Origin of the sequence: Thauera chlorobenzoica (genome assembly GCF_001922305.1) — a bacterium.
In the GTDB taxonomy this organism is placed as follows: Bacteria; Pseudomonadota; Gammaproteobacteria; order Burkholderiales; family Rhodocyclaceae; genus Thauera; species Thauera chlorobenzoica.
Map to the genome: position 1 here is coordinate 2447710 of NZ_CP018839.1, position 18374 is coordinate 2466083.

Annotated in this window: 16 protein-coding genes and 1 pseudogene; 10 read left to right on the forward strand and 7 right to left on the reverse strand. The window is 69.8% G+C overall.

Annotated features, from left to right (window positions below; translation table 11 throughout):
* Window positions 1-42: 42 nt before the first annotated feature.
* The 3 genes from Tchl_RS11320 to Tchl_RS11330 are packed head-to-tail and all read right to left on the reverse strand — an operon-like array spanning window position 43 to window position 2385.
* Entirely contained in the window at window positions 43-1095 is a 1053-nt protein-coding gene (locus Tchl_RS11320; RefSeq protein WP_075148511.1) for a 5-oxoprolinase subunit C family protein, read from the reverse strand.
* A complete protein-coding gene (gene pxpB, locus Tchl_RS11325; protein ID WP_075148512.1) occupies window positions 1092-1853 on the reverse strand; it encodes a 5-oxoprolinase subunit PxpB in 762 nt (253 codons plus the stop codon). The genes Tchl_RS11320 and pxpB overlap by 4 nt, the downstream gene beginning before the upstream one ends.
* Window positions 1854-1869: 16 nt before the next feature.
* On the reverse strand, window positions 1870-2385 hold the full coding sequence (locus Tchl_RS11330) for a winged helix DNA-binding protein (RefSeq protein WP_075148513.1): 516 nt from the start codon (window positions 2383-2385) through the stop codon (window positions 1870-1872).
* 171 nt (window positions 2386-2556) lie between these two features.
* Here Tchl_RS11330 and Tchl_RS11335 point away from each other — a divergent pair, with 171 nt between their 5' ends.
* From Tchl_RS11335 to Tchl_RS11345, 3 genes are read left to right on the forward strand one after another with little or no spacing between them, the layout of a single operon-like run.
* Complete coding sequence (locus tag Tchl_RS11335) at window positions 2557-3546, forward strand: TRAP transporter substrate-binding protein (protein WP_075148514.1); 990 nt, start codon at window positions 2557-2559, stop codon at window positions 3544-3546.
* Window positions 3547-3606: 60 nt separating this feature from the next.
* Window positions 3607-4125 (forward strand): TRAP transporter small permease, encoded by a 519-nt coding sequence (locus Tchl_RS11340; protein WP_075148515.1) that lies wholly within the window; start codon window positions 3607-3609, stop codon window positions 4123-4125.
* Window positions 4126-4135: 10 nt separating this feature from the next.
* Complete coding sequence (locus Tchl_RS11345) at window positions 4136-5434, forward strand: TRAP transporter large permease (RefSeq protein ID WP_075148516.1); 1299 nt, start codon at window positions 4136-4138, stop codon at window positions 5432-5434.
* A gap of 29 nt (window positions 5435-5463) precedes the next feature.
* Here the strand turns inward: Tchl_RS11345 and Tchl_RS11350 are convergent, their stop codons facing one another.
* Window positions 5464-6402, reverse strand: coding sequence for a LysR substrate-binding domain-containing protein (locus tag Tchl_RS11350; protein ID WP_075148517.1), 939 nt, complete (start codon window positions 6400-6402; stop codon window positions 5464-5466).
* Window positions 6403-6419: 17 nt separating this feature from the next.
* Here Tchl_RS11350 and Tchl_RS11355 point away from each other — a divergent pair.
* Both Tchl_RS11355 and sstT read left to right on the forward strand, forming a co-directional pair.
* Window positions 6420-7370 (forward strand): annotated as a pseudogene (locus Tchl_RS11355) (L-serine ammonia-lyase); the annotation flags it as partial.
* A 142-nt stretch (window positions 7371-7512) separates the two neighbouring features.
* The gene (gene sstT / locus Tchl_RS11360) at window positions 7513-8751 is read left to right on the forward strand and encodes a serine/threonine transporter SstT (RefSeq protein WP_075148519.1); all 1239 of its coding nucleotides are present in this window, start codon (window positions 7513-7515) and stop codon (window positions 8749-8751) included.
* 101 nt (window positions 8752-8852) lie between these two features.
* On the opposite strand, the gene Tchl_RS11365 is transcribed toward sstT, so the two are convergent.
* The 3 genes from Tchl_RS11365 to Tchl_RS11375 all read right to left on the reverse strand — a co-directional run bounded on the left by Tchl_RS11365 (window position 8853) and on the right by Tchl_RS11375 (window position 12643).
* Window positions 8853-9524: an OmpW/AlkL family protein gene (locus Tchl_RS11365; protein WP_075148520.1), complete on the reverse strand. Its 672-nt coding sequence runs from the start codon at window positions 9522-9524 to the stop codon at window positions 8853-8855.
* A gap of 309 nt (window positions 9525-9833) precedes the next feature.
* Window positions 9834-11546 carry a single-stranded-DNA-specific exonuclease RecJ gene (gene recJ, locus Tchl_RS11370; protein WP_075148521.1) on the reverse strand — a complete coding sequence of 571 codons (1713 nt, stop codon included), beginning with the start codon at window positions 11544-11546 and terminating at the stop codon, window positions 9834-9836.
* Complete coding sequence (locus Tchl_RS11375; RefSeq protein WP_075148522.1) at window positions 11543-12643, reverse strand: hypothetical protein; 1101 nt, start codon at window positions 12641-12643, stop codon at window positions 11543-11545. The genes recJ and Tchl_RS11375 overlap by 4 nt, the downstream gene beginning before the upstream one ends.
* A 181-nt stretch (window positions 12644-12824) precedes the next feature.
* On the opposite strand from Tchl_RS11375, the gene Tchl_RS17980 reads away from it, so the two are divergent.
* The 5 genes from Tchl_RS17980 (at window position 12825) to Tchl_RS17985 (ending at window position 18216) form a co-directional block, all read left to right on the forward strand.
* Window positions 12825-13244, forward strand: a complete 420-nt coding sequence (locus tag Tchl_RS17980) for a hypothetical protein (protein WP_075148523.1) — start codon at window positions 12825-12827, stop codon at window positions 13242-13244.
* A gap of 193 nt (window positions 13245-13437) precedes the next feature.
* A complete protein-coding gene (locus tag Tchl_RS11385) occupies window positions 13438-15645 on the forward strand; it encodes a YgiQ family radical SAM protein (RefSeq protein ID WP_075149695.1) in 2208 nt (735 codons plus the stop codon).
* Between the two features lie 229 nt (window positions 15646-15874).
* The gene (locus tag Tchl_RS11390; RefSeq protein WP_075148524.1) at window positions 15875-16870 is read left to right on the forward strand and encodes a sulfurtransferase; all 996 of its coding nucleotides are present in this window, start codon (window positions 15875-15877) and stop codon (window positions 16868-16870) included.
* Window positions 16871-16889: 19 nt separating this feature from the next.
* A complete protein-coding gene (locus Tchl_RS11395) occupies window positions 16890-18035 on the forward strand; it encodes a YeeE/YedE family protein (protein WP_075148525.1) in 1146 nt (381 codons plus the stop codon).
* Between the two features lie 13 nt (window positions 18036-18048).
* Window positions 18049-18216 carry a hypothetical protein gene (locus tag Tchl_RS17985; protein WP_198158942.1) on the forward strand — a complete coding sequence of 56 codons (168 nt, stop codon included), beginning with the start codon at window positions 18049-18051 and terminating at the stop codon, window positions 18214-18216.
* Window positions 18217-18374: the final 158 nt, after the last annotated feature.

Consider the following 18374-nt stretch of genomic DNA (forward strand, 5'->3'; position numbering starts at 1 on the left):
GGGGCTCCGTGAGGTCGGGAGGGCGGTGGGGCGGGCTGTTGATCAGTAGAGCGGTCGATATTCGGCGGCGAGGGCGTGCACGACGCCGTCGACCAGGTTGCCGGTGTACAGCGCGACGAGGTCGATGCCGTCGGGCGGCAGGGTGCGGATCGAGGCGATCAAGGCCTGGGTCTCGGCTTCCGCGGCACGTGCGATGCGGGCGCCCTCGGCGGCGGTCACGGCGGCGAAGCGCAGCGCCTGGCCGGGGCGCAGCGCGGCGAGGCGGCCGAGGTCGGCGCTGATCACGGTGGCGATCTTGGGGTAGCCGCCGGCGGTCTGGGCGTCGGCGAGCAGCACGATCGGCTGGCCGGCGCCGGGGACCTGGATCGAGCCGGGCACGGTGGCGTCGGACACGATCTCGGCGGCGCCGGTGTGCTCGAGCGTTGCGCCCTCGAGGCGGATGCCCATGCGGTCGGCCTCGGTGGTGACGCGATACTCGCCACCCACCAGCGCTTCGAGCGCGGCGGGGCGGAAGTGGTCGTGCTGCGGGCCGGGCACCAGGCGGATCGGGGCGGGATCGGCCGCGGGCGGCTGGGTGAGCACGCGGTCGCTGCCCCAGGGCTCGGCGTCGGCGGTGAGTGCCAGGCGCGTGCCGGCGGCGAGCGCACGGCCATCCACGCCGCCGAGGCCGGCGCGCACATAGGTCGAGGCGCTGCCCATCACCGCCGGCGGCTCGAGGCCGACGACCGCGACCATGGCGATGCGCCCGCCGTCCATCTTGCGGATGCGCAACTGCTCGCCGTCGGCCAGGGTCACCGAGCGCCACGGCGCGAGCGGACGGCGGCCCTCGCTGCTTTCGTGCTCGAGCACCGTGTCGCCGGCCACCGCGATCTTCACCGCGCCGCCGCGCGCGGCGAGGCGCAGGCCGCCGTCGAAGCATTCGATCACCGCGGCGTCCTCGGTGCGGCCGGCGAGTGCGTTGGCGAGGCGCATCAGGCGACGATCGAGCACGCCCGCCCAGGGCACGCCGATGCGGCGGTGGCCGCGGCGCCCGCCGTCCTGGATCGAGGCGAAGGCGCCGGGGGAGAGGATCTCGAGTTCGGTGCGGGGGCTCATGCGGCGTTCTCCGCGGGGGACGGGGTGCTATCCAGCCACTGCAGGGGGTCGATGTCGGCGCTGGCGAGGCCGGCCTCGAGGGCGCGGCATTCGTCGGCGCTCACCGGGACGAAGCGCACCCGGTCACCGGCGGCGAGCAGCGAGGGCGCGGCGCGGCGGGCGTCGAACAGCGGCACCGGGCAGCGTCCGAGCAGATGCCAGCCGCCGGGGCTCTCCCACGGGTAGATCGCGGTCAGGCCGGTGGCGATTGCCACGCTGCCGGCGGGCACGCGCACGCGCGGCTGGGTGCGGCGCGGCAGGCGCAGGCGCTCGGGCAGGTCGCCCATGAAGGGGAAGCCGGGCAGGAAGCCGAGCATGTACACGAGGTACTCGGTGCCGCTGTGCAGGGCGATCACTTCGTCCGTGCCGATGCCGAGGGTTTGCGCCACTTCGGCCAGATCGGGCGCGGCCTCGCCCTCGTAGCACACCGGCAGGCGCCAGTGGCGACCGTCGGCGGGGCTACCCTGCCCGGCGGCGGCGATCAGCGGCTGCAGCACGCCGAGCACCGCGTCGCGGTCGGTGGCGAGTGGATCGAAAAACACCGTCAGCGAGCGGAAGGTGGGCATGGTTTCGGTCACGCCTGGCAGGCCGCCCGCCTGCTGCAGGCGCACGATGGCGGCGTCGAGCGCATTGACCGCGGCGAGCAGGGCGGGGTCGATGATGCTGCCGAACTCGATGGTGAGCGCGGCGTCGCCCGCGTCGAGAACCCGAAAACTCATGGCGGACCTCCTATAGTCAGAGCGGGGAGGTGGAGGCTGCGCGCGCGGCCTGGTCGTAACGCCCGGAGAGGGTGCGCAGCAGCTGGGCGAGTTCGGCGATGCGGGCGTTCTCGTCGACGCTGCCGCTGAAGCCCGGCATCAGGCAGGACTCGCGCACGTCGCGGTAGGCGAGGCAGGTCTCGCGCCCCTTGTCGGTGACCGAATAGAAGGCTTCCTTGCCGCGCTTGGCGCTCTGCACCAGTCCGAGCCCGCCGAGCTTGCGCAGCGAATAGGAGACGACGTGGGTGTCTTCCACATTGAGCACGAAGCCGATGTCGGCGAGGCGTTTCTCGGTGTCGCGGTGGGCGACGTGGTGCAGCACCAGGACGTCGATCGGGGTCATGTCCTTGACCCCGGCGGCGGTCATGCAACGCATCATCCAGCGCGCGAAGGCGTGCCAGGCGATGATCAGGCCGAACTCGAACTCGGACACCTGGGGAGACTTCGGTGAGACGAGGTGCTGTGAAGAAACGATGGGTCCGCTGTCGCTCATGGAAGCCTCCAGGTGTTTTCGAATACGTTTCGATGAAAAAACATCTACGTTTTGTTGACAAGATAACCACAAAATCTCTATCGTGCAATAACGGTGACTTATCGCAGACCGGTCGCCGCTCGCCAACCTGCGTTCCGGGCCTCCCGCCCTCCTCAATCAGGAGTACTCGCCATGCGCTTCCCGCATCCCTTCGTCAAGGTGATCACCACTTCCCTGGTCGGTCTGGGCGTCGCCGCTGCCGCCCATGCCCAGACTGCCTGGGACATGCCCACGCCTTACCCGGCCAGCAACTTCCATACCGAGAACATCCAGCAGTTCGCCAGGGAGGTCGATGAGGCCACCGGCGGCAAGCTCAAGATCACCGTCCATCCCAACGGCTCGCTGTTCAAGGCCAACGAGATCAAGCGCGCGGTGCAGGCCGGCCAGGCGCAGATCGGCGAGCTGATCATCTCTGGCCTGGCCAACGAGGACGCGCTCTACGCGCTCGACACCGTGCCCTTCCTGGCGACCGGCTACGAGGACTCGAAGAAGCTGTGGCAGGCCTCCAAGGCGGCGGTCGAAGCGCGCCTGGCGAAGAACGGCCTCAAGGTCCTCTACTCGGTGGCGTGGCCGCCGCAGGGGCTGTACGCCAAGACCGAGCTCAACACGATCGGCGACATCAAGGGCATGAAGATCCGCTCCTACAGCCCGACCGTGGCGCGCATGATCGAGCTGATGGGGGGGCAGCCGGTGACCGTGCAGGCCGCCGACCTCACCCAGGCGCTGTCGACCGGCGTCGTGTCGGCCAACCTGACCTCCTCGGCCACCGGCTACGACACCAAGAGCTGGGAGCAGCTCTCCCACTACTACGACATCCAGGCCTGGCTGCCGAAGAACATCGTGTTCGTGTCGAAGAAGGCCTTCGATGCGCTCGACCAGCCCGCCCGCGACGCCCTGCTCAAGGCCGCCGCCGCCGCCGAGGAGCGCGGCTGGAAGGTCTCGGAAGAGAAGACCGCCTGGTACATCGACCAGCTCAAAGCCAATGGAATGAAGGTCCAGCCCGCGCCGGCGGCGCTGCAGGCCGAACTGCTCAAGGTCGGCGAGAAGATGGCCGCCGAGTGGGTCGGGAAGGCCGGTCCCGACGGTCAGGCGATCCTCGACGCCTATCGCAAGCTCAAGTAATCGGCTGATGCATCGGCCCCGTCAGCGGCGGGGCCATTACTCTGTTCAGGAGAAATGCCCATGAGAGCGTTCCTCGATTCGCTGTACCGCCTGTCCGGAGGCCTCGCCGCGGTCGGCATGGTGGCCACGCTGGTGCTGGTCACCTCCGGCGTCGTGACCCGGCCGCTCGGCATCTACCTGCCGGGCACCGACGACTACGCCGGCTATGCGATGGCGGCCTGCGGCTTTCTCGCGCTCGCCTACACCTTCAAGCACGGCGAGCACATCCGCGTCGGTCTGGTGCTCGAGCGTGTGGGACCGCGCCTGCGTGCGGCGCTGGAGTGGTTTTCGCTCGCAGCCGGCACCGCGGTGGCGGCGACGCTGGCGTTCTACTCGATCCGGCTGGTGCTGCAGTCGCACGAATTCGAGGACATCTCGCAGGGCGTGGATGCCACGCCGCTGTGGATTCCGCAACTGACGATGGCGTTCGGTTCGGTGGTGCTGCTCGTTGCGCTCATCGACGACCTGGTGATGACCACCCTGGGGTGCGAACCGACGCGACTCGCACACGCCAGCGGCGAAGCCGCGCGCATGGAATGAGGAGCGCGCCATGGAACTGATGATTGCGGCCGTACTGATCGGCCTGATGCTGGCGCTGCTCGCCGGCGGCCTGTGGATCGGGCTGGCGCTGATGGCGATCGGCATCCTCGGCATGCTCGGCTTCACCCCGCGTGCGCCCGGCGACGGCATGGCGGTGGCGATCTGGAGCCACGGCTCGAGCTGGACCCTGACGGCGCTGCCGCTGTTCCTGTGGATGGGTGAGATCCTGTTCCGCACCAAACTGTCCGAGGACATGTTCAAGGGCCTGTCGCCCTGGCTCGAGCGCCTGCCGGGCCGCCTGCTCCACACCAACATCATCGGCTGCACGCTGTTCGCCGCGGTGTCAGGCTCGTCGGCGGCGACCTGCGCCACCATCGGCAAGATCGCGCTGCCCGAGCTCGAGCGCCGCGGCTATCCCGAATCGATGGCGCTCGGTACCCTGGCCGGTGCCGGCACGCTCGGCCTGCTGATCCCGCCCTCGATCATCATGATCGTGTATGGCGTGGCGGCCGACGTGTCGATCTCCAAGCTGTTCATCGGTGGCGTGCTGCCGGGCATCCTGCTGGCGACGCTGTTCATGGGCTGGGTGGTGGTGTGGTCGCTGCTGAACCCGGGCAAGATCCCCGCCGCCGACCTGAAGACCAGCTTCGTCGAGAAGCTCGTCGCCTCGAAGAACCTGATCCCGGTGATCCTGCTCATCGGCGGCGTGCTCGGCTCGATCTACAGCGGCATCGCCACCGCCACCGAGGCGGCGGCGATCGGCGTGATCGGCAGCCTGATCATCGCCGCCAGCCAGCGCACCCTGAACCGCGCGAGCTTCCTTGCCGCGTTGCTGGGTGCCACCCGGCTGTACTGCATGATCGCGCTGATCCTCGCCGGCTCGGCCTTCCTGACCCTGGCGATGGGCTACATCGGCCTGCCGCGCCACCTCGCCGGGTGGATCGGCGCCCTCGGCCTCAGCCCGGCGATGCTGCTGGTGGCGCTGGCGATCTTCTACGTGCTGCTCGGCTGCTTCCTCGACGGCATCTCGATCGTGGTGCTGACGATGGCGGTGCTGATGCCGACCATCCAGGCCGCCGGGATCGACCCGCTGTGGTTCGGCATCTTCGTCGTGGTGGTGGTGGAGATGGCGCAGGTGACCCCGCCGGTGGGCTTCAACCTCTTCGTGCTGCAGGGCCTCACCGGGCGCGACATGGCGGTGATCGCACGCTATGCGCTGCCCTATTTCCTGCTGATGGTGCTGGCGGTGGTGCTGCTCTACCTGTTCCCCGGCCTGGTGACCTGGCTGCCGGGGCACATGATCGGTTGATGAGCCCTCGTGCCCGCGGCCGGCAGGCTTCAGTCGCCGCGCGCGAGCGGGGGATTTTCGATCGGTTGCGCGGCGAGCTCCGCCGCGCGCGCCTCGGCCACCAGCCAGTCGTGCACCGTAGCCACGCGCGGGTCGGCGAGCGCGCCGGCGGAGTGGATGACGCAGTAGCGCTTGCCGGTGCACACCGACTGCGCGAAGGGCGCCACCAGGCGGCCGCTGTCGAGTTCGTCGGTGATCAGCGTGCGGCGCGCGATCGCCACCCCCATGCCGGCGATCGCGCACTGCATGGTGATGTGGTTGCGGTTGAACATGTAGCCGCGCCGCACCTCGACCTGGGGCGCACCGATCGCCTTCAGATAGCGCTCCCACTCGGCATAGGGCGGGCTGCCGCGCCAGGCGGTCATGTCGTGCAGCAGCGGGTAGTGGGCGAGGTCGTCGGGGGTCTGCAGCGGCGGCCGCCCCTCGAGCAGGAGCGGCGAGCATACCGGGAAGATCTCCTCCTCCAGCAGCACAGCGCTCTGGAAGCCGGGATAGCTGCCGTCGTTGAGGTCGATCGCGAGGTCGAACTCGCCGTCGCGCAGCGAATAGGTGCTGTCCTCGGCCACCACCTGGAGTTCGATCTGCGGAAAGCGCCGCATCAGCCGCGGCAGCCGCGGCACCAGCCAGGTGGCAAGGAAGGAGGGCAGGGTGCGCACCCGCACCACCCCGCTGAGCGCGCCGCCGCGCAGGCGGCCGATCGCCAGCTCGACCGCGGCATAGGCCGGATCGACCGCGGCGAGCAGGCGATTGCCCGCGTCGGTGAGCTCGAGGCGGCGCGGCAGGCGGCGGAACAGGCGCTGGCCGAGCCAGTCCTCGAGTAGCTTGATCTGCTGGCTGACCGCGCCGGTGGTGATGTTCAGTTCCTCGCCTGCACGGGTGAAGGACAGGTGGCGCGCGACGGCGAGGAAGACGCGCAGCCGGGTGTGGATCTGGGAAGGTGCGCTCGTACTCGGTCGGCGGCGGCTTCGTCGTCGACGCGGCGCAGGCGCAGTCGGGCGCCTCGACCGAGGCCGAGCTCGCCGTGCCCTATCCCTTCGACACCGGCGCCGAGCTGCTCGCCCAGTGCCGCCGCCATCGCCTGCGCATCAGCGAGCTGATGCTCGCCAACGAATCCGCCTGGCGCAGCGAGGCCCAGACGCGCGCCGCGCTGCTGCGCATCTGGGAGGTGATGCGTGCCTGTGTGGCGCGCGGCGTCGGCCACGAGGGCGTGCTCCCCGGCGGGCTCAACGTGCGCCGGCGCGCGCCCGCGCTGTATCGCAAGCTCAGCGGGCAGGCCCGCGGAGGTAACATGATCAGCGACTCGATGACGGCGCTCGACTGGGTCAATCTCTATGCGCTCGCGGTCAACGAAGAGAACGCCGGCGGCGGCCGCGTCGTCACCGCACCGACCAACGGTGCGGCCGGCATCATCCCGGCGGTGCTGCACTACTACATGAAGTTCATGCCCGGCAGCGACGAGCGCGACGTGGAAAATTTCCTCCTCGCCGCCGCCGCGGTCGGCGTGCTGTGCAAGAAGAACGCCTCGATCTCCGGCGCCGAGGTCGGCTGCCAGGGCGAAGTCGGCTCGGCCTGCGCGATGGCGGCGGCCGGCCTCGCCGAGGTGCTCGGCGCCACCCCCGAGCAGGTCGAGAACGCTGCCGAGATCGGCCTCGAGCACAACCTCGGCCTGACCTGCGACCCGGTCGGCGGGCTGGTGCAGGTGCCCTGCATCGAGCGCAACGCGATGGCTTCGATCAAGGCGATCAACGCCGCCCAGCTCGCCCTGCGCGGCGACGGCGCGCACACGGTGTCGCTCGACCAGGTGATTCGCACCATGCGCGACACCGGCCGCGACATGCTCGACAAGTACAAGGAAACCTCGCGCGGCGGCCTCGCGGTCAGCTTCCCGGAGTGCTGAGCGCGGCCTGATGGAACACGACCCCCCACCGATTCAGCGCAGCCGCTTCACCTCGGCCCGTGCGCGGCGCATCTCCGCCGCGCCGGGACGACCCCCGCCCCGGCATCCCTGACCACAACGTCATCCACGAGGAGACCCCCCGATGACCACCGCCACCCCCACGGTTTTCCAGCGCGTGCTGCGCATGAGCCTCATCTCCCAGATCGCCATCGGTCTGGTCCTCGGCGTCGCCCTGGCGCTGATTGCGCCCGGCGCGACCGAGTCGGTCGCCCTGCTTGGCGATCTCTTCATCGCCGCGCTGAAGGCGGTGGCGCCGATCCTGGTGTTCGTGCTGGTGGCGGCGGCGATCGCCAACCACAAGCACGGCCAGCCCACCCACATCCGCCCGGTGCTGGTCCTCTACCTGCTCGGCACCTTCGCCGCCGCGCTGGTCGCGGTGCTCGCCAGCTTCGCCTTTCCCACCACGCTGGTGCTCGACGCGCCGGCGGCCTCCGGCACCCCGCCGGGCGGCATCCTGATCGTGCTCAAAAACCTGTTGCTGAGCGCGGTCTCGAATCCGGTCAAGGCGCTGATGGAAGCCAACTTCATCGGCATCCTGGCGTGGGCGATCGGGCTGGGCATCGCGCTGCGCCACGCCGGTGAAGGTACGCGCAAGGTCCTCAACGACCTCGCCGGTGCGGTGTCGCAGATCGTGCATGTGGTGATCCGCTTCGCCCCGCTCGGCATCTTCGGCCTGGTCGCTGCGACCCTGGGCGAAGCCGGCCTCGATGCGCTGCTCGGCTATGGGCAGCTGCTGCTGATGATCGTCGGCTGCATGCTCTTCGTCGCGCTGGTGGTCAATCCGCTGTTCGTGTTCTGGAAGCTGCGCACCAATCCCTATCCGCTGGTGTTTGCCTGCCTGCGCGAGAGCGGCGTCACCGCCTTCTTCACCCGCAGCTCGGCGGCCAACATCCCGATCAACCTCGAGCTGTGCCGTCGTCTGGGCCTGCACGAGGACACCTACGCGATCTCGATCCCGCTCGGTGCCACCATCAACATGGCCGGCGCCGCGATCACGATCTCGGTGATGACGCTGGCCGCCGCCCACACCCTCGGCATCCCGGTCGACTTCCCCACCGCGCTGCTGCTGTGCATCGTGTCCTCGCTCGCCGCCGCCGGTGTGTCGGGCGTGGCCGGAGGTTCGCTGCTGTTGATCCCGATGGCGACCGCGCTGTTCGGCATCGAGGCCGACGTGGCGATGCAGGTGGTGGCGATCGGCTTCGTCATCAGCGTGGTGCAGGACTCGGCCGAGACCGCGCTCAACTCCTCGACCGACGTGCTGTTCACCGCCGCCGCCAGTGCCGCGGCGACCGGCGAGGCGCTGAACCTGGATCGTGCCTGAGCCCTCATGCAAGCGAGTCAACACTTCGCCAGCGGCAACTACGCCGGTGCCTGCCGGAGGCGCTGGCGGCCTGAACCGCCGCCACTCCTGCGGCGCAGCGCTTAGAAGCGGTAGCCGAGACCGACCATGAACACCCACGGGGCGACATCGACATCGACCGCGACCTTGTCGGTGCCGAGCCTGGCGGTGGCAGTGGTGTCGATGTCCACGTACCACAGCGCGGCGTTGACCATCACCCGGTCGGTGATCATGTAGTCGGTGCCGAGCTGCAGCGACAGACCCCAGGACGCGTCCAGTTCCAGGCTGGAAAAGCCGTTGGCGTGCTGTGCGCGGCTGAAGTCTTCGTCGAAAAACCGGGTGTAGTTGATCCCGGCGCCGATGTAGGGCTGCCACTTCGAGTCCGGCGCCAGCGGGAAATACTGCAGCGACAGGGTCGGCGGCAGATGCCTGAACTCGGCCAGCCTGCCGTCGATGCCGGGGGCGATGCCGGAGACCTTGACCTGGTGCTTGAATGGGGTGGCCGCGAGCAGCTCGATGCCGACGTGATCGGTCAGCATGTAGCTCAGGGTCAGGCCGAGCTGGGTGTTGTTGTCGATCGTCGCCTTGCTGCCGGGCACCGCACTGGCGTTGACCTGGACGGCAGAGCTGTCGTCCTGCGGGGCGACCACCGCGGCGCCGGTGCGCACGATGAAATCGCCTTCCTGGTACGCCATCGCGAGCGGGCTGGCGAGGGTGAGCGCAAGGGCAGAAGAGAGAAGGGCGCCTGTTTTCATTTCGGACTTCCTGAGCGGGTGAAAAAATTCGGTCCCGCTGATGCTATGACGTCAGGAAAGTCTGGATTTGATCCAAATCAATGTTCAATGGCGTCAAACATTGATCTGGATCAACAAATAAACATTTTGCAGTGCATCATGTTTCGATGTTTTTTGCTGCAATGACTGATTTTTAGTCATGCTGCGACGCAATGTGATGGAAAAACGGGCGAAACCCGGCGGGCCATGAGATGGCCGGCCGGGAGGTGGATACGGGGAATGCGGAGGCGAGCGCGCGATGCAGGGCGCCGTTGCGGCGCCGTGGTGCGTTCAGGCCGGCTCGAAGTGCTCCAGCAGCAGCTGCACGCTGCTGACGCCGTTGTACTCGTTGATGCCGAGCTTGTAGGCGGCGTGGATCTGGGCGGCGGCGCCGTCGGCGTGGTTGAAGCGGATCGCCTCATGGCGGATGCCGTTGCGCGACAGCTCGAGCTTCAGGTGACGGTTCTTGAGCAGGCGCTGGCGCTCGACGCGGAAAACATCGTCGAACAGTGGGGCAGGGAAGTCCTGGCCCCAGATTTCCGCTTCCAGCATGCGCACCGCATCGAGGGCGAAATAGCCGGACTCGAGGTTGCCGTCGGTGTCGACGCGGCGCTGCAGGTCGGCGGGGGCGATCAGCTCGCCGACGACCTCCTCGAAGGCGGCGTCGAAGTTCGCCAGCTCGCTCTCGCGGATGCTCAGTCCGGCGGCCATGGCGTGGCCACCGAAACGCAGGATGAGGTCGGGGTGGCGCTTGGTCACCAGGTCGAGCGCGTCGCGCAGGTGGAGGCCGGGAATCGAGCGCCCGGAACCCTTGAGCTCGCCGTCGGCGGCGCGGGCGAAGGCGATCGTCGGCCGGTGCAGGCGTTCCTTGATGCGGCCGGCAACGATGCCGATCACGCCCTGGTGCCAGTCGGGCTCGAACAGCGCGATCGTGGCGCGGCCACCGGCACCCGCATCAGCGTCGAAGCCGGCCAGCCGCGCGAGCGCCTCTTCCTGCATGCCGGCTTCGATCGTGCGGCGCTCGCGGTTGAGGCGGTCGAGCTCCTGGGCGATGTTCATCGCCCGCCCGGGGTCGTCGGTGACCAGGCATTCGATCCCCAGGCTCATGTCCGACAGCCGCCCGGCGGCGTTCAGGCGCGGGCCGATCATGAAGCCGAGGTCGGTCGTGCTGGCGCGCGCCGGGTCGCGCCCGGCGAGCGCGAACAGGGCGCGGATGCCGGGCTGCAGACGGCCGGCGCGCATGCGCGCGAGGCCCTGGGCGACGAGGATGCGGTTGTTGCGGTCGAGCTTGACGACGTCGGCGACAGTGCCGAGCGCGACCAGGTCGAGCAGCGCGGCGAGGTTGGGCTCCTTGCCGCCGGCAAACGCCCCGCGCTCGCGCAGCTCGGCGCGCAGCGCGAGCATGGTGTAGAACATCGCGCCGACGCCGGCCAGCGCCTTGCTCGGGAAGTCGCAGCCGGGCTGGTTCGGATTGACGATGACGTCGGCCTCGGGGAGGACGTCGCCGGGGAGGTGGTGGTCGGTGATCACCGTGGCCATGCCGTGGGCGCGCGCGGCGGCGATGCCTTCGACGCTGGCGATGCCGTTGTCGACGGTGATGAGCACGTCGGGCTCGAGCCGCGCGGCAATCTCCACCATCGCCGGCGTGAGGCCGTAGCCAAGGGTGATGCGGTCGGGCACCAGGTAGTGCACGTCGGCGCCGAAGGCGCGCAGCGCGCGCATGCCCACCGCGCAGGCGGTGGCGCCGTCGCAGTCGTAATCGGCGACGATGACCAGGCGCGCGCCGGCCTCGATGGCGTCGGCGAGCAGCTGCGCCGCTTCGCGGGTGCCTCTGAGGGCCTCGGGCGGCAGCAGGTTCTTCAGCGCGGTGTCGAGTTCGTCGGCGCGGGTGATGCCGCGCGCGGCGTAGAGGCGGGCGAGCAGCGGATGCAGGCCGGCGTCGGCGAGGCGGTCGAAGGCACGCTGTGGCACGGCGCGGGGCTGGATGCGGAGGGTGAGGCTCATCGGGAGGCGGGGGCGGAGGCTGCGCCGGAAAGCGGCGGGTCGGGGAGCGGGGCTAGGGTCTTGAGCAGGGCGCCGAAGGCATGGGGCTTGCACCAGAATTTCCAGCGGTCGCGGGCGCGCACGTCGAGTTCCAGGGTGCCGTGGTCGCCCGGCGCGCTCAGGTGCAGCACATCGATACCGCCACGGCCCAGGGCTGCGGCAAGGGGAGCGAACCAGTCGCGCTCGAGCGTCTCGAGGCCGGCACGCCAGCTGTCGACGTCGCGCTGCTGTGCTGCACGGAGCAAAGTGTCGAGCATCACCAGGGTGCCGCCGCGGAGGGCGGTTTCCAGGCACAGCGGGGCGGGCTTGAGGCCTGCTGCCCGCGCCAGGCCAGCGAACAGCGGCGCGCTCGCCTGCACGCCGGGCAGGGGCGCGCGCGGCTGTGCCGCCAGGGCGCCCGCACCCCACAGCCACAGGCTGTTGACCGCGCGCCGGCCGGTTTCTTCGCGGACGCGGTTGAGCGGATGATTGTGCAGCACGATCTGCGCTTCGTTCATCACGCGCTGCCACTGGCGGGCGTCTTCGCCTTCGGGGAGGAAGTGCTTCACCGGGCGGCCGACGACGTCGTCGAGCGGGTACAGCTTCACCCGCGCCGCTGCGGCCGGGCGCAGGTACCAGCGCGTTGGGGCACAGGCCTCGAAGTGGCCGAGATCGGCGAAGCTGTCGTTGAGTGCGGCGACCAGCTCCGCGGCCTCGGCGGCGTCGAGTTCGTCTTCGGCGAAGCTGTTCAGCAGCAGGTGTTCGCGGGCGAAGGACAGGTTCACCGGATCGGCGCACAGCCACACCGCGTCTGCGTCGGGACGATGGCGAGGATCGACGGCGTGACCGCCGGCTTCGCCCAGGCGGCGCAGCGCGGCCAGTGGCAAGGGCGCGCCGTCTTTGTCCGGGGGCAGGCCGAAGCGGCGTGCGAGCTGGCGCTCGAGCGGCTCGAAGTCGTGCATCCGCCAGCGCCCGAGGCCGAGCAGGCGCTCCAGTCCGGGCAAGGCCAGGCCGCTGGCGGGGCCGACGAGACTGGCGGACGGCCACAACAGGCCGGGAATCAGGAGCTGGATCGGCATTAGGGGAACAGGGTGGGAAGCGGCGCGAGTCTAGCATGCGTGCCTGCCGCGCTGCGGCGAGGCGCCAGGTCCGGGTGCGCGCGCGGGAATGGTGGATTCCGGAGCGAAAGGCCGGGGCTGGCGCAACCGAGTGTCCGCCAGCCTGTCGAAGAAAAACGGGGTTGATCGAGGAGGAAAGGCCATGAGCCCGGAACACCTGTCCGCACTGATCGCCGAGATCGAAGCCGAAACGCCGCTCGATTTCGGTGCCGTGGCGATCGATGCACAGTACGCACGGCGGCTGATGGCCAGCCATTTCTGTGAAATCGATGCGCGCCTGGCGGCCTGCGGCCTGCTCCTCGAGGACCGGCTGGAAATGATGGCGGCGATCGCCGCGCATGCGCTGGTCGAGAACATGCTGCTGCAGCTCGTGCAGCTGCGCACGGTGGCGGCGCTGCACGAACGGAGAAGGGCGCGCGGCGGCGAGCCACGGGGCTCCGGGGCGGCTGGCGGAGACGGGCCGAAGGCGGCGGAGGGGCCGGCGGCGGGGCTCGACGCAGGCGCCGATGCGTCCGTCGATGCCGCGTTCCGGGAGTGGATGCGGCGCCACGGCATCGGCTGATGATGGCCTGGAGAAGAGGGGCGATACATTGGCGGGGGGCGCCGATACAATAGCGGCCACCATGAAATCAAGCTCCTCGGCTTCCTCTCCCGTTCCCGGTTCACCGGCTGCGGTGCAGCTTCCGGGCGACGCCGGCGGCTCGGACGTTCTCGATCTTGCCGTCCCCGGCCACCGTGCCGCGCCCTTCCTGCCCATGTCCCGCGCCGAGATGGACGCGCTCGGCTGGGACGCCTGCGACGTCATCCTGGTCACCGGCGATGCCTATCTCGACCACCCCAGCTTCGGCATGGCCCTGGTCGGGCGCCTGCTTGAGGCCCACGGCTTTCGCGTTGGCATCCTCAGCCAGCCCGACTGGCACTCGGCCGAGCCCTTCCGTGCGCTGGGCAAACCGCGGCTGTATTTCGGCATCACCGCCGGCAACATGGACTCGCTGGTCAACCGCTACACCTCCGACCGCAAGATCCGCTCCGAGGACGCCTATACGCCGAATGCCGAAGCCGGCCGCCGCCCCGACCGCGCCGTCACCGTGTATGCGCAGCGCGCGCGCGAGGCTTTTCCCGAGGCCAACATCGTCATCGGCAGCATCGAGGCCAGCCTGCGCCGCATCGCCCACTACGACTACTGGTCGGACAAGGTGCGGCGTTCGGTGCTGCCCGATTCCAAGGCCGACCTGCTGCTGTTCGGCAACGCCGAGCGCGCCCTGGTGGCGCTCACCCACCGCCTCGCGGCGGGCGAGCCGATCGCGGCGATCCGCGATCTGCGCGGCACCGCCTTCATGGTCAGGCCGGGCTGGCTGCCGGCAGACGAGGATGGCGAGCCCTGGGTCGAGATCGACTCGCTCGCACTCGACAAACCCGGCCGCATCGACGCCCATCCCGATCCCTACGCGATGGAACCGGCGGCGGCCGCGCCCGGGCCCGCCGCCGATGGCGCCCAGCCGGTGCGCGTCGTGCCCGCGGCCGAGCGCATTGCACGACGCCTGGCGGCGCGCCGTGCCCGGCGCGGGCGCACGGTGGTCCGCCTGCCGTCGTATGAGCAGGTGAAGGACGACGCGGTGATGTACGCCCACGCTTCGCGCACCTTCCACCTCGAGTCCAACCCCGGCAATGCGCGCGCGCTGGTGCAGCGCCACGGCGAAGGCCCGGGCGCGCGCGACGTGTGGATCAATCCGCCGCCCGTGCCGCTGACCACGCCAGAGATGGATTTCGTCTACGGCCGCCCCTTCGCGCGCGCGCCGCACCCGTCTTACGGCGCGGCGCGCATCCCGGCCTGGGACATGATCAAGTTCTCGATCAACATCATGCGCGGCTGCTTCGGCGGCTGTACCTTCTGCTCGATCACCGAGCACGAGGGCCGCATCATCCAGAGCCGCTCGCACGAGTCGATCATCCGCGAGATCGAGGAGATCCGCGACAAGTCGCCCGACTTCAAGGGTCACATCACCGACCTCGGCGGGCCCACCGCCAACATGTACCGCATGGCGTGCAAGAGCAAGGCGATCGAGGAGAACTGCCGCCGCCTGTCCTGCGTGTACCCGGGCATCTGCGAGAACCTGAACACCGACCATTCCGCGCTGGTCGAGCTCTACCGCAAGGCGCGCGCGGTGCCCGGGATCAAGCGCATCACCATCGGCTCGGGCCTGCGCTACGACCTCGCGGTGCGCTCGCCCGAATACGTCAGGGAATTGGTCACCCACCACGTCAGCGGCCTCTTGAAGATCGCCCCCGAGCATACCGAGGCGAACACCCTCGCGAAGATGATGAAGCCGGGGATCGGCGCCTACGAGGAGTTCCGCCGGATGTTCGAGAAGTTCTCGGCGCAGGCGGGCAAGAAGCAGCACCTGGTGCCGTACTTCATCGCCGCCCACCCCGGCACCACCGACGAGGACATGCTGAACCTCGCGCTGTGGCTGAAGAAGCACGACTTCCGTCTCGACCAGGTGCAGACCTTCCTGCCCACGCCGATGGCGCTGGCGACGACGATGTACCACTCGCGCAAGAACCCGCTGAAAAAGGTCGCGGCGGATTCGGAGGTCGTGGAAACCGCCCGCGCCGGCAGGATCCGCAAGCTGCACAAGGCCTTCCTGCGCTGGCACGACCCGGAGAACTGGCCGATCCTGCGCGAAGGGCTGCTCAACATGGGGCGCGCCGACCTCATCGGCAACGGCCCGCACTGCCTGATTCCGCGCCAGCCGCCGCCCGCTGCGGCGGTGTCGGGATGCGCCCGCGGGACGCCGCCGGGAGGCAAAAAAGCCTCCACTCCGGCCCGGCCGGTGGACGGCGCCGGGCATCGGACGCCGCGCCAGCCGATGGGGCACGCCGCGGGCGCACGGGCAGCGCCATCCGCCCAGGGGCGGCAACCGGAGGGGCGCGGCGTGCGCAAGCCGGCGCGCGGGCGCTGAACGTTCTGCGCCTGCCGTCCCGCACGGCTTGCCACTTCGTCGTGCTTGAGGCTACGCGCGAAGCAGGGGCATCGGTTCGGTTTGTTATGGATATTAGTTATAATGAAGTTACTGAAATTGTATTTTTGGCGATAAAGAATCGCCCTATGCTCGGCCGACAACAATCCGGAAGCTGGCGTGCAGACGATGCCCCGCTTCCTTCCCCCGACCGTCAGAGGACCTTGCAGCCATGCTGAAAAAAGTCATTCTCCCCCTCGCCTTCGCTGCCACCACCGCCTTTTCCGCCTTCCCGGTACTGGCCACTACCCACTCCCCGGCACCGGCCGCGAGCGCTGCGGCCGCGGTGGCCGCGACCCTGCCGCCGCTGATCGATGCGCAGGCGCTCAAAGCCCAGCTCGGCCGCACCGACCTGCGCATCCTCGACATCCGCGCCGACAAGGACTACGCCGCCGGCCATATCCCGGGCGCGATCAACACCCCCTACGGCAAGTACCGCGGCCCGCAGGACAACCCCGGGCAGCTGCCGGCCGAAGCCGCGCTCACCGAACTGCTGCAGGCTGCCGGCGTCGATGCCGACACCCAGGTGGTGGTGGTCCATGGCGGCGCCAGTCACACCGACTTCGGCGCCGCGGCGCGCGTCTACTGGACGCTGAAGGTCGGTGGCCTGACCCGGCTGTCGATCCTCGACGGCGGCACCAAGGCCTGGCAGGCGGCCGGCGGTGCGCTCGACAGCGCGGCGCCGGCGGTGGCGCGCAGCCGCTTCAACTACCGCTACGACCAGGACCAGATCGTCAGCGGCGAGGAGCTCGCCGCCGCGCTCGAGGCCGACAAAGCCCCGGCGCTGATCGATGCGCGCCCGGCGAAGTTCTACTCCGGCGAGGTGCGCGTCGATGCCGCGGCGCGCTACGGCACCCTGCCCGGTGCGCGTTCGCTGGACAACGCCCAGTTCTTTCCCGAGGGCGGCACCACGCTCAAGCCCGCGGGCGAACTGAAGGCGCTGGTGGCCCAGGCCGGTGCGGCCGATGCCCCGGCGGTGTCGTTCTGCAACACCGGCCACTGGGCGGCGACCAACTGGTTCGTGATGTCCGAGATCGCCGGCAACAAGGAGGTCAAGCTCTACCCCGAGTCAATCGTGGGCTGGAGCAAGAGCCCGCTGCCGATGGAAAATGAGCCCTCGCGCGTGACCGCCCTGATCCAGGACGTCAAGCGCGCGCTGGACAAGTGAGCGGCACGGAGTTGCAGCGATGCGCTTGCTGACCCGATTCCTGTTCGTCCTCGGCGGGCTCGCCGGCGTGTTTGCGGTGATGCTCGCCGCCGGTCTGCGCCAGGGCCTGCTCGCCCTGCTCGGCATCGGCTTCGGCGCGGCGCTGCAGGGCGCGCGCTTTGGCTTCACCACCGGCTGGCGCGACTACATCGAGCGCCGCGACCCGCAAGGGCTGTGGGCGCAGATGCTGCTGCTCGCGCTGGCGGCGGCACTGACCCTGCCGCTGCTGGCGGCCAATCCGGGCGAACTGGTGGGGGCGGTGGCGCCGCTGACGGTGAGCCTGGTGCTGGGTGCGTTCCTGTTCGGCGCTGCGATGCAGCTCGCCGACGGCTGCGGTTCGGGCACCTTGTACAAGGCCGGCGCCGGGGCGCCGCTGTCGGTGGCGGTGCTGCCCACCTTCGCCATCGGCAGCTTCGTCGGCGCTTCGCACCAGCCCGCCTGGATCGCCCTCGGCGGCCTGCCCGCGGTCGATCTGCTCGCCCTCGGCTGGCCGCTCGCCCTGCTCCTCACCGTCGCCGGCTGCGCCCTGGTGGCCTGGCTGGCGGCGCGCGGTGCACGCCAGAACAGCCGGGCGCGGCTGAGCGGCGAGCCGGCCGCACTGCGCAGCGCGCTCGATGTCGCGTCGGGCTACGGCGGCTGGGCACGGCGGTGGTGGATCGGCGCGCTGGTGCTCGCCGTGCTGTACACCGCGCACCTGGTCGTTGCCGGCCAGCCGTGGGGCATCGTCTACGGCATCGGCGTATGGGGGGCGAAGCTCGCCGCTGCGCTGGGCTGGAGCCCGGTGGGCGATCCGTTCTGGGGGGCTGCCCCGCATGCGGCGCGCTTGTCCGAACCGGTGCTCGCCGACGTCACCTCGGTGACCAACCTCGGGCTGATCTACGGCGCCCTGGTGGCAGCGCGCTGGAACGGCGTGACCGCCTTCGCCACACCTTCGGTACGGCGCCTGATCGCCGCCAGCATCGCCGGGCTGGTGATGGGCTACAGCTCACGGATGGCCTTCGGCTGCAACGTCGGCGCGTTCTTCGGCGGCGTCGCCTCGGCCAGCGTGCACGGCTGGGTGTGGTTCGCGCTCGCTTTCGCCGGCTCGATCGTCGGCGTGCGGATCCGCCGCCGGGTGGCGGGCTGAAGGAGCGGACGAGATGGACGGACAAAAACTCTTCCGGGCCGCGACCGCGCTTTTCTGGGTGCTGGTGTTGGCACTGGTCGCGGTCGATACGCTCCATTCCAGCGGTGTGCGGGTCGAGCCGCCGCCGATCGCGCTCGGCAGCGGACAGATGGCCTCGGGCGGGCACTGCTCGGGACGCTGAGCCGGGCCGGGGCCGTTCCGGCTTCCCGCTGGACCGGGAGTGCACAAGCACCACCCATGCGCCCGCCGCGGCCGATGGTCCGGCGGGCGGATGCGGTGGCCTTGCCGCAGGCCGCGCCGAGCTTACATTCCGGCGCGCTTTAGTCTCCCCTTGTGTCC

What these genes read in the sequence shown, in the direction of transcription:
- Tchl_RS11390 (WP_075148524.1), top strand. Translation starts at nt 15,875, where the DNA reads ATGCTGAAAAAAGTCATTCTCCCCCTCGCCTTCGCTGCCACCACCGCC.
- Tchl_RS11320 (WP_075148511.1), bottom strand. Translation starts at nt 1,095, where the DNA reads ATGAGCCCCCGCACCGAACTCGAGATCCTCTCCCCCGGCGCCTTCGCC.
- Tchl_RS11345 (WP_075148516.1), top strand. Translation starts at nt 4,136, where the DNA reads ATGGAACTGATGATTGCGGCCGTACTGATCGGCCTGATGCTGGCGCTG.
- Tchl_RS11335 (WP_075148514.1), top strand. Translation starts at nt 2,557, where the DNA reads ATGCGCTTCCCGCATCCCTTCGTCAAGGTGATCACCACTTCCCTGGTC.
- Tchl_RS11375 (WP_075148522.1), bottom strand. Translation starts at nt 12,643, where the DNA reads ATGCCGATCCAGCTCCTGATTCCCGGCCTGTTGTGGCCGTCCGCCAGT.
- Tchl_RS11365 (WP_075148520.1), bottom strand. Translation starts at nt 9,524, where the DNA reads ATGAAAACAGGCGCCCTTCTCTCTTCTGCCCTTGCGCTCACCCTCGCC.
- Tchl_RS11395 (WP_075148525.1), top strand. Translation starts at nt 16,890, where the DNA reads ATGCGCTTGCTGACCCGATTCCTGTTCGTCCTCGGCGGGCTCGCCGGC.
- pxpB (WP_075148512.1), bottom strand. Translation starts at nt 1,853, where the DNA reads ATGAGTTTTCGGGTTCTCGACGCGGGCGACGCCGCGCTCACCATCGAG.
- Tchl_RS11330 (WP_075148513.1), bottom strand. Translation starts at nt 2,385, where the DNA reads ATGAGCGACAGCGGACCCATCGTTTCTTCACAGCACCTCGTCTCACCG.
- recJ (WP_075148521.1), bottom strand. Translation starts at nt 11,546, where the DNA reads ATGAGCCTCACCCTCCGCATCCAGCCCCGCGCCGTGCCACAGCGTGCC.
- Tchl_RS17985 (WP_198158942.1), top strand. Translation starts at nt 18,049, where the DNA reads ATGGACGGACAAAAACTCTTCCGGGCCGCGACCGCGCTTTTCTGGGTG.
- Tchl_RS11385 (WP_075149695.1), top strand. Translation starts at nt 13,438, where the DNA reads ATGTCCCGCGCCGAGATGGACGCGCTCGGCTGGGACGCCTGCGACGTC.
- sstT (WP_075148519.1), top strand. Translation starts at nt 7,513, where the DNA reads ATGACCACCGCCACCCCCACGGTTTTCCAGCGCGTGCTGCGCATGAGC.
- Tchl_RS11340 (WP_075148515.1), top strand. Translation starts at nt 3,607, where the DNA reads ATGAGAGCGTTCCTCGATTCGCTGTACCGCCTGTCCGGAGGCCTCGCC.
- Tchl_RS17980 (WP_075148523.1), top strand. Translation starts at nt 12,825, where the DNA reads ATGAGCCCGGAACACCTGTCCGCACTGATCGCCGAGATCGAAGCCGAA.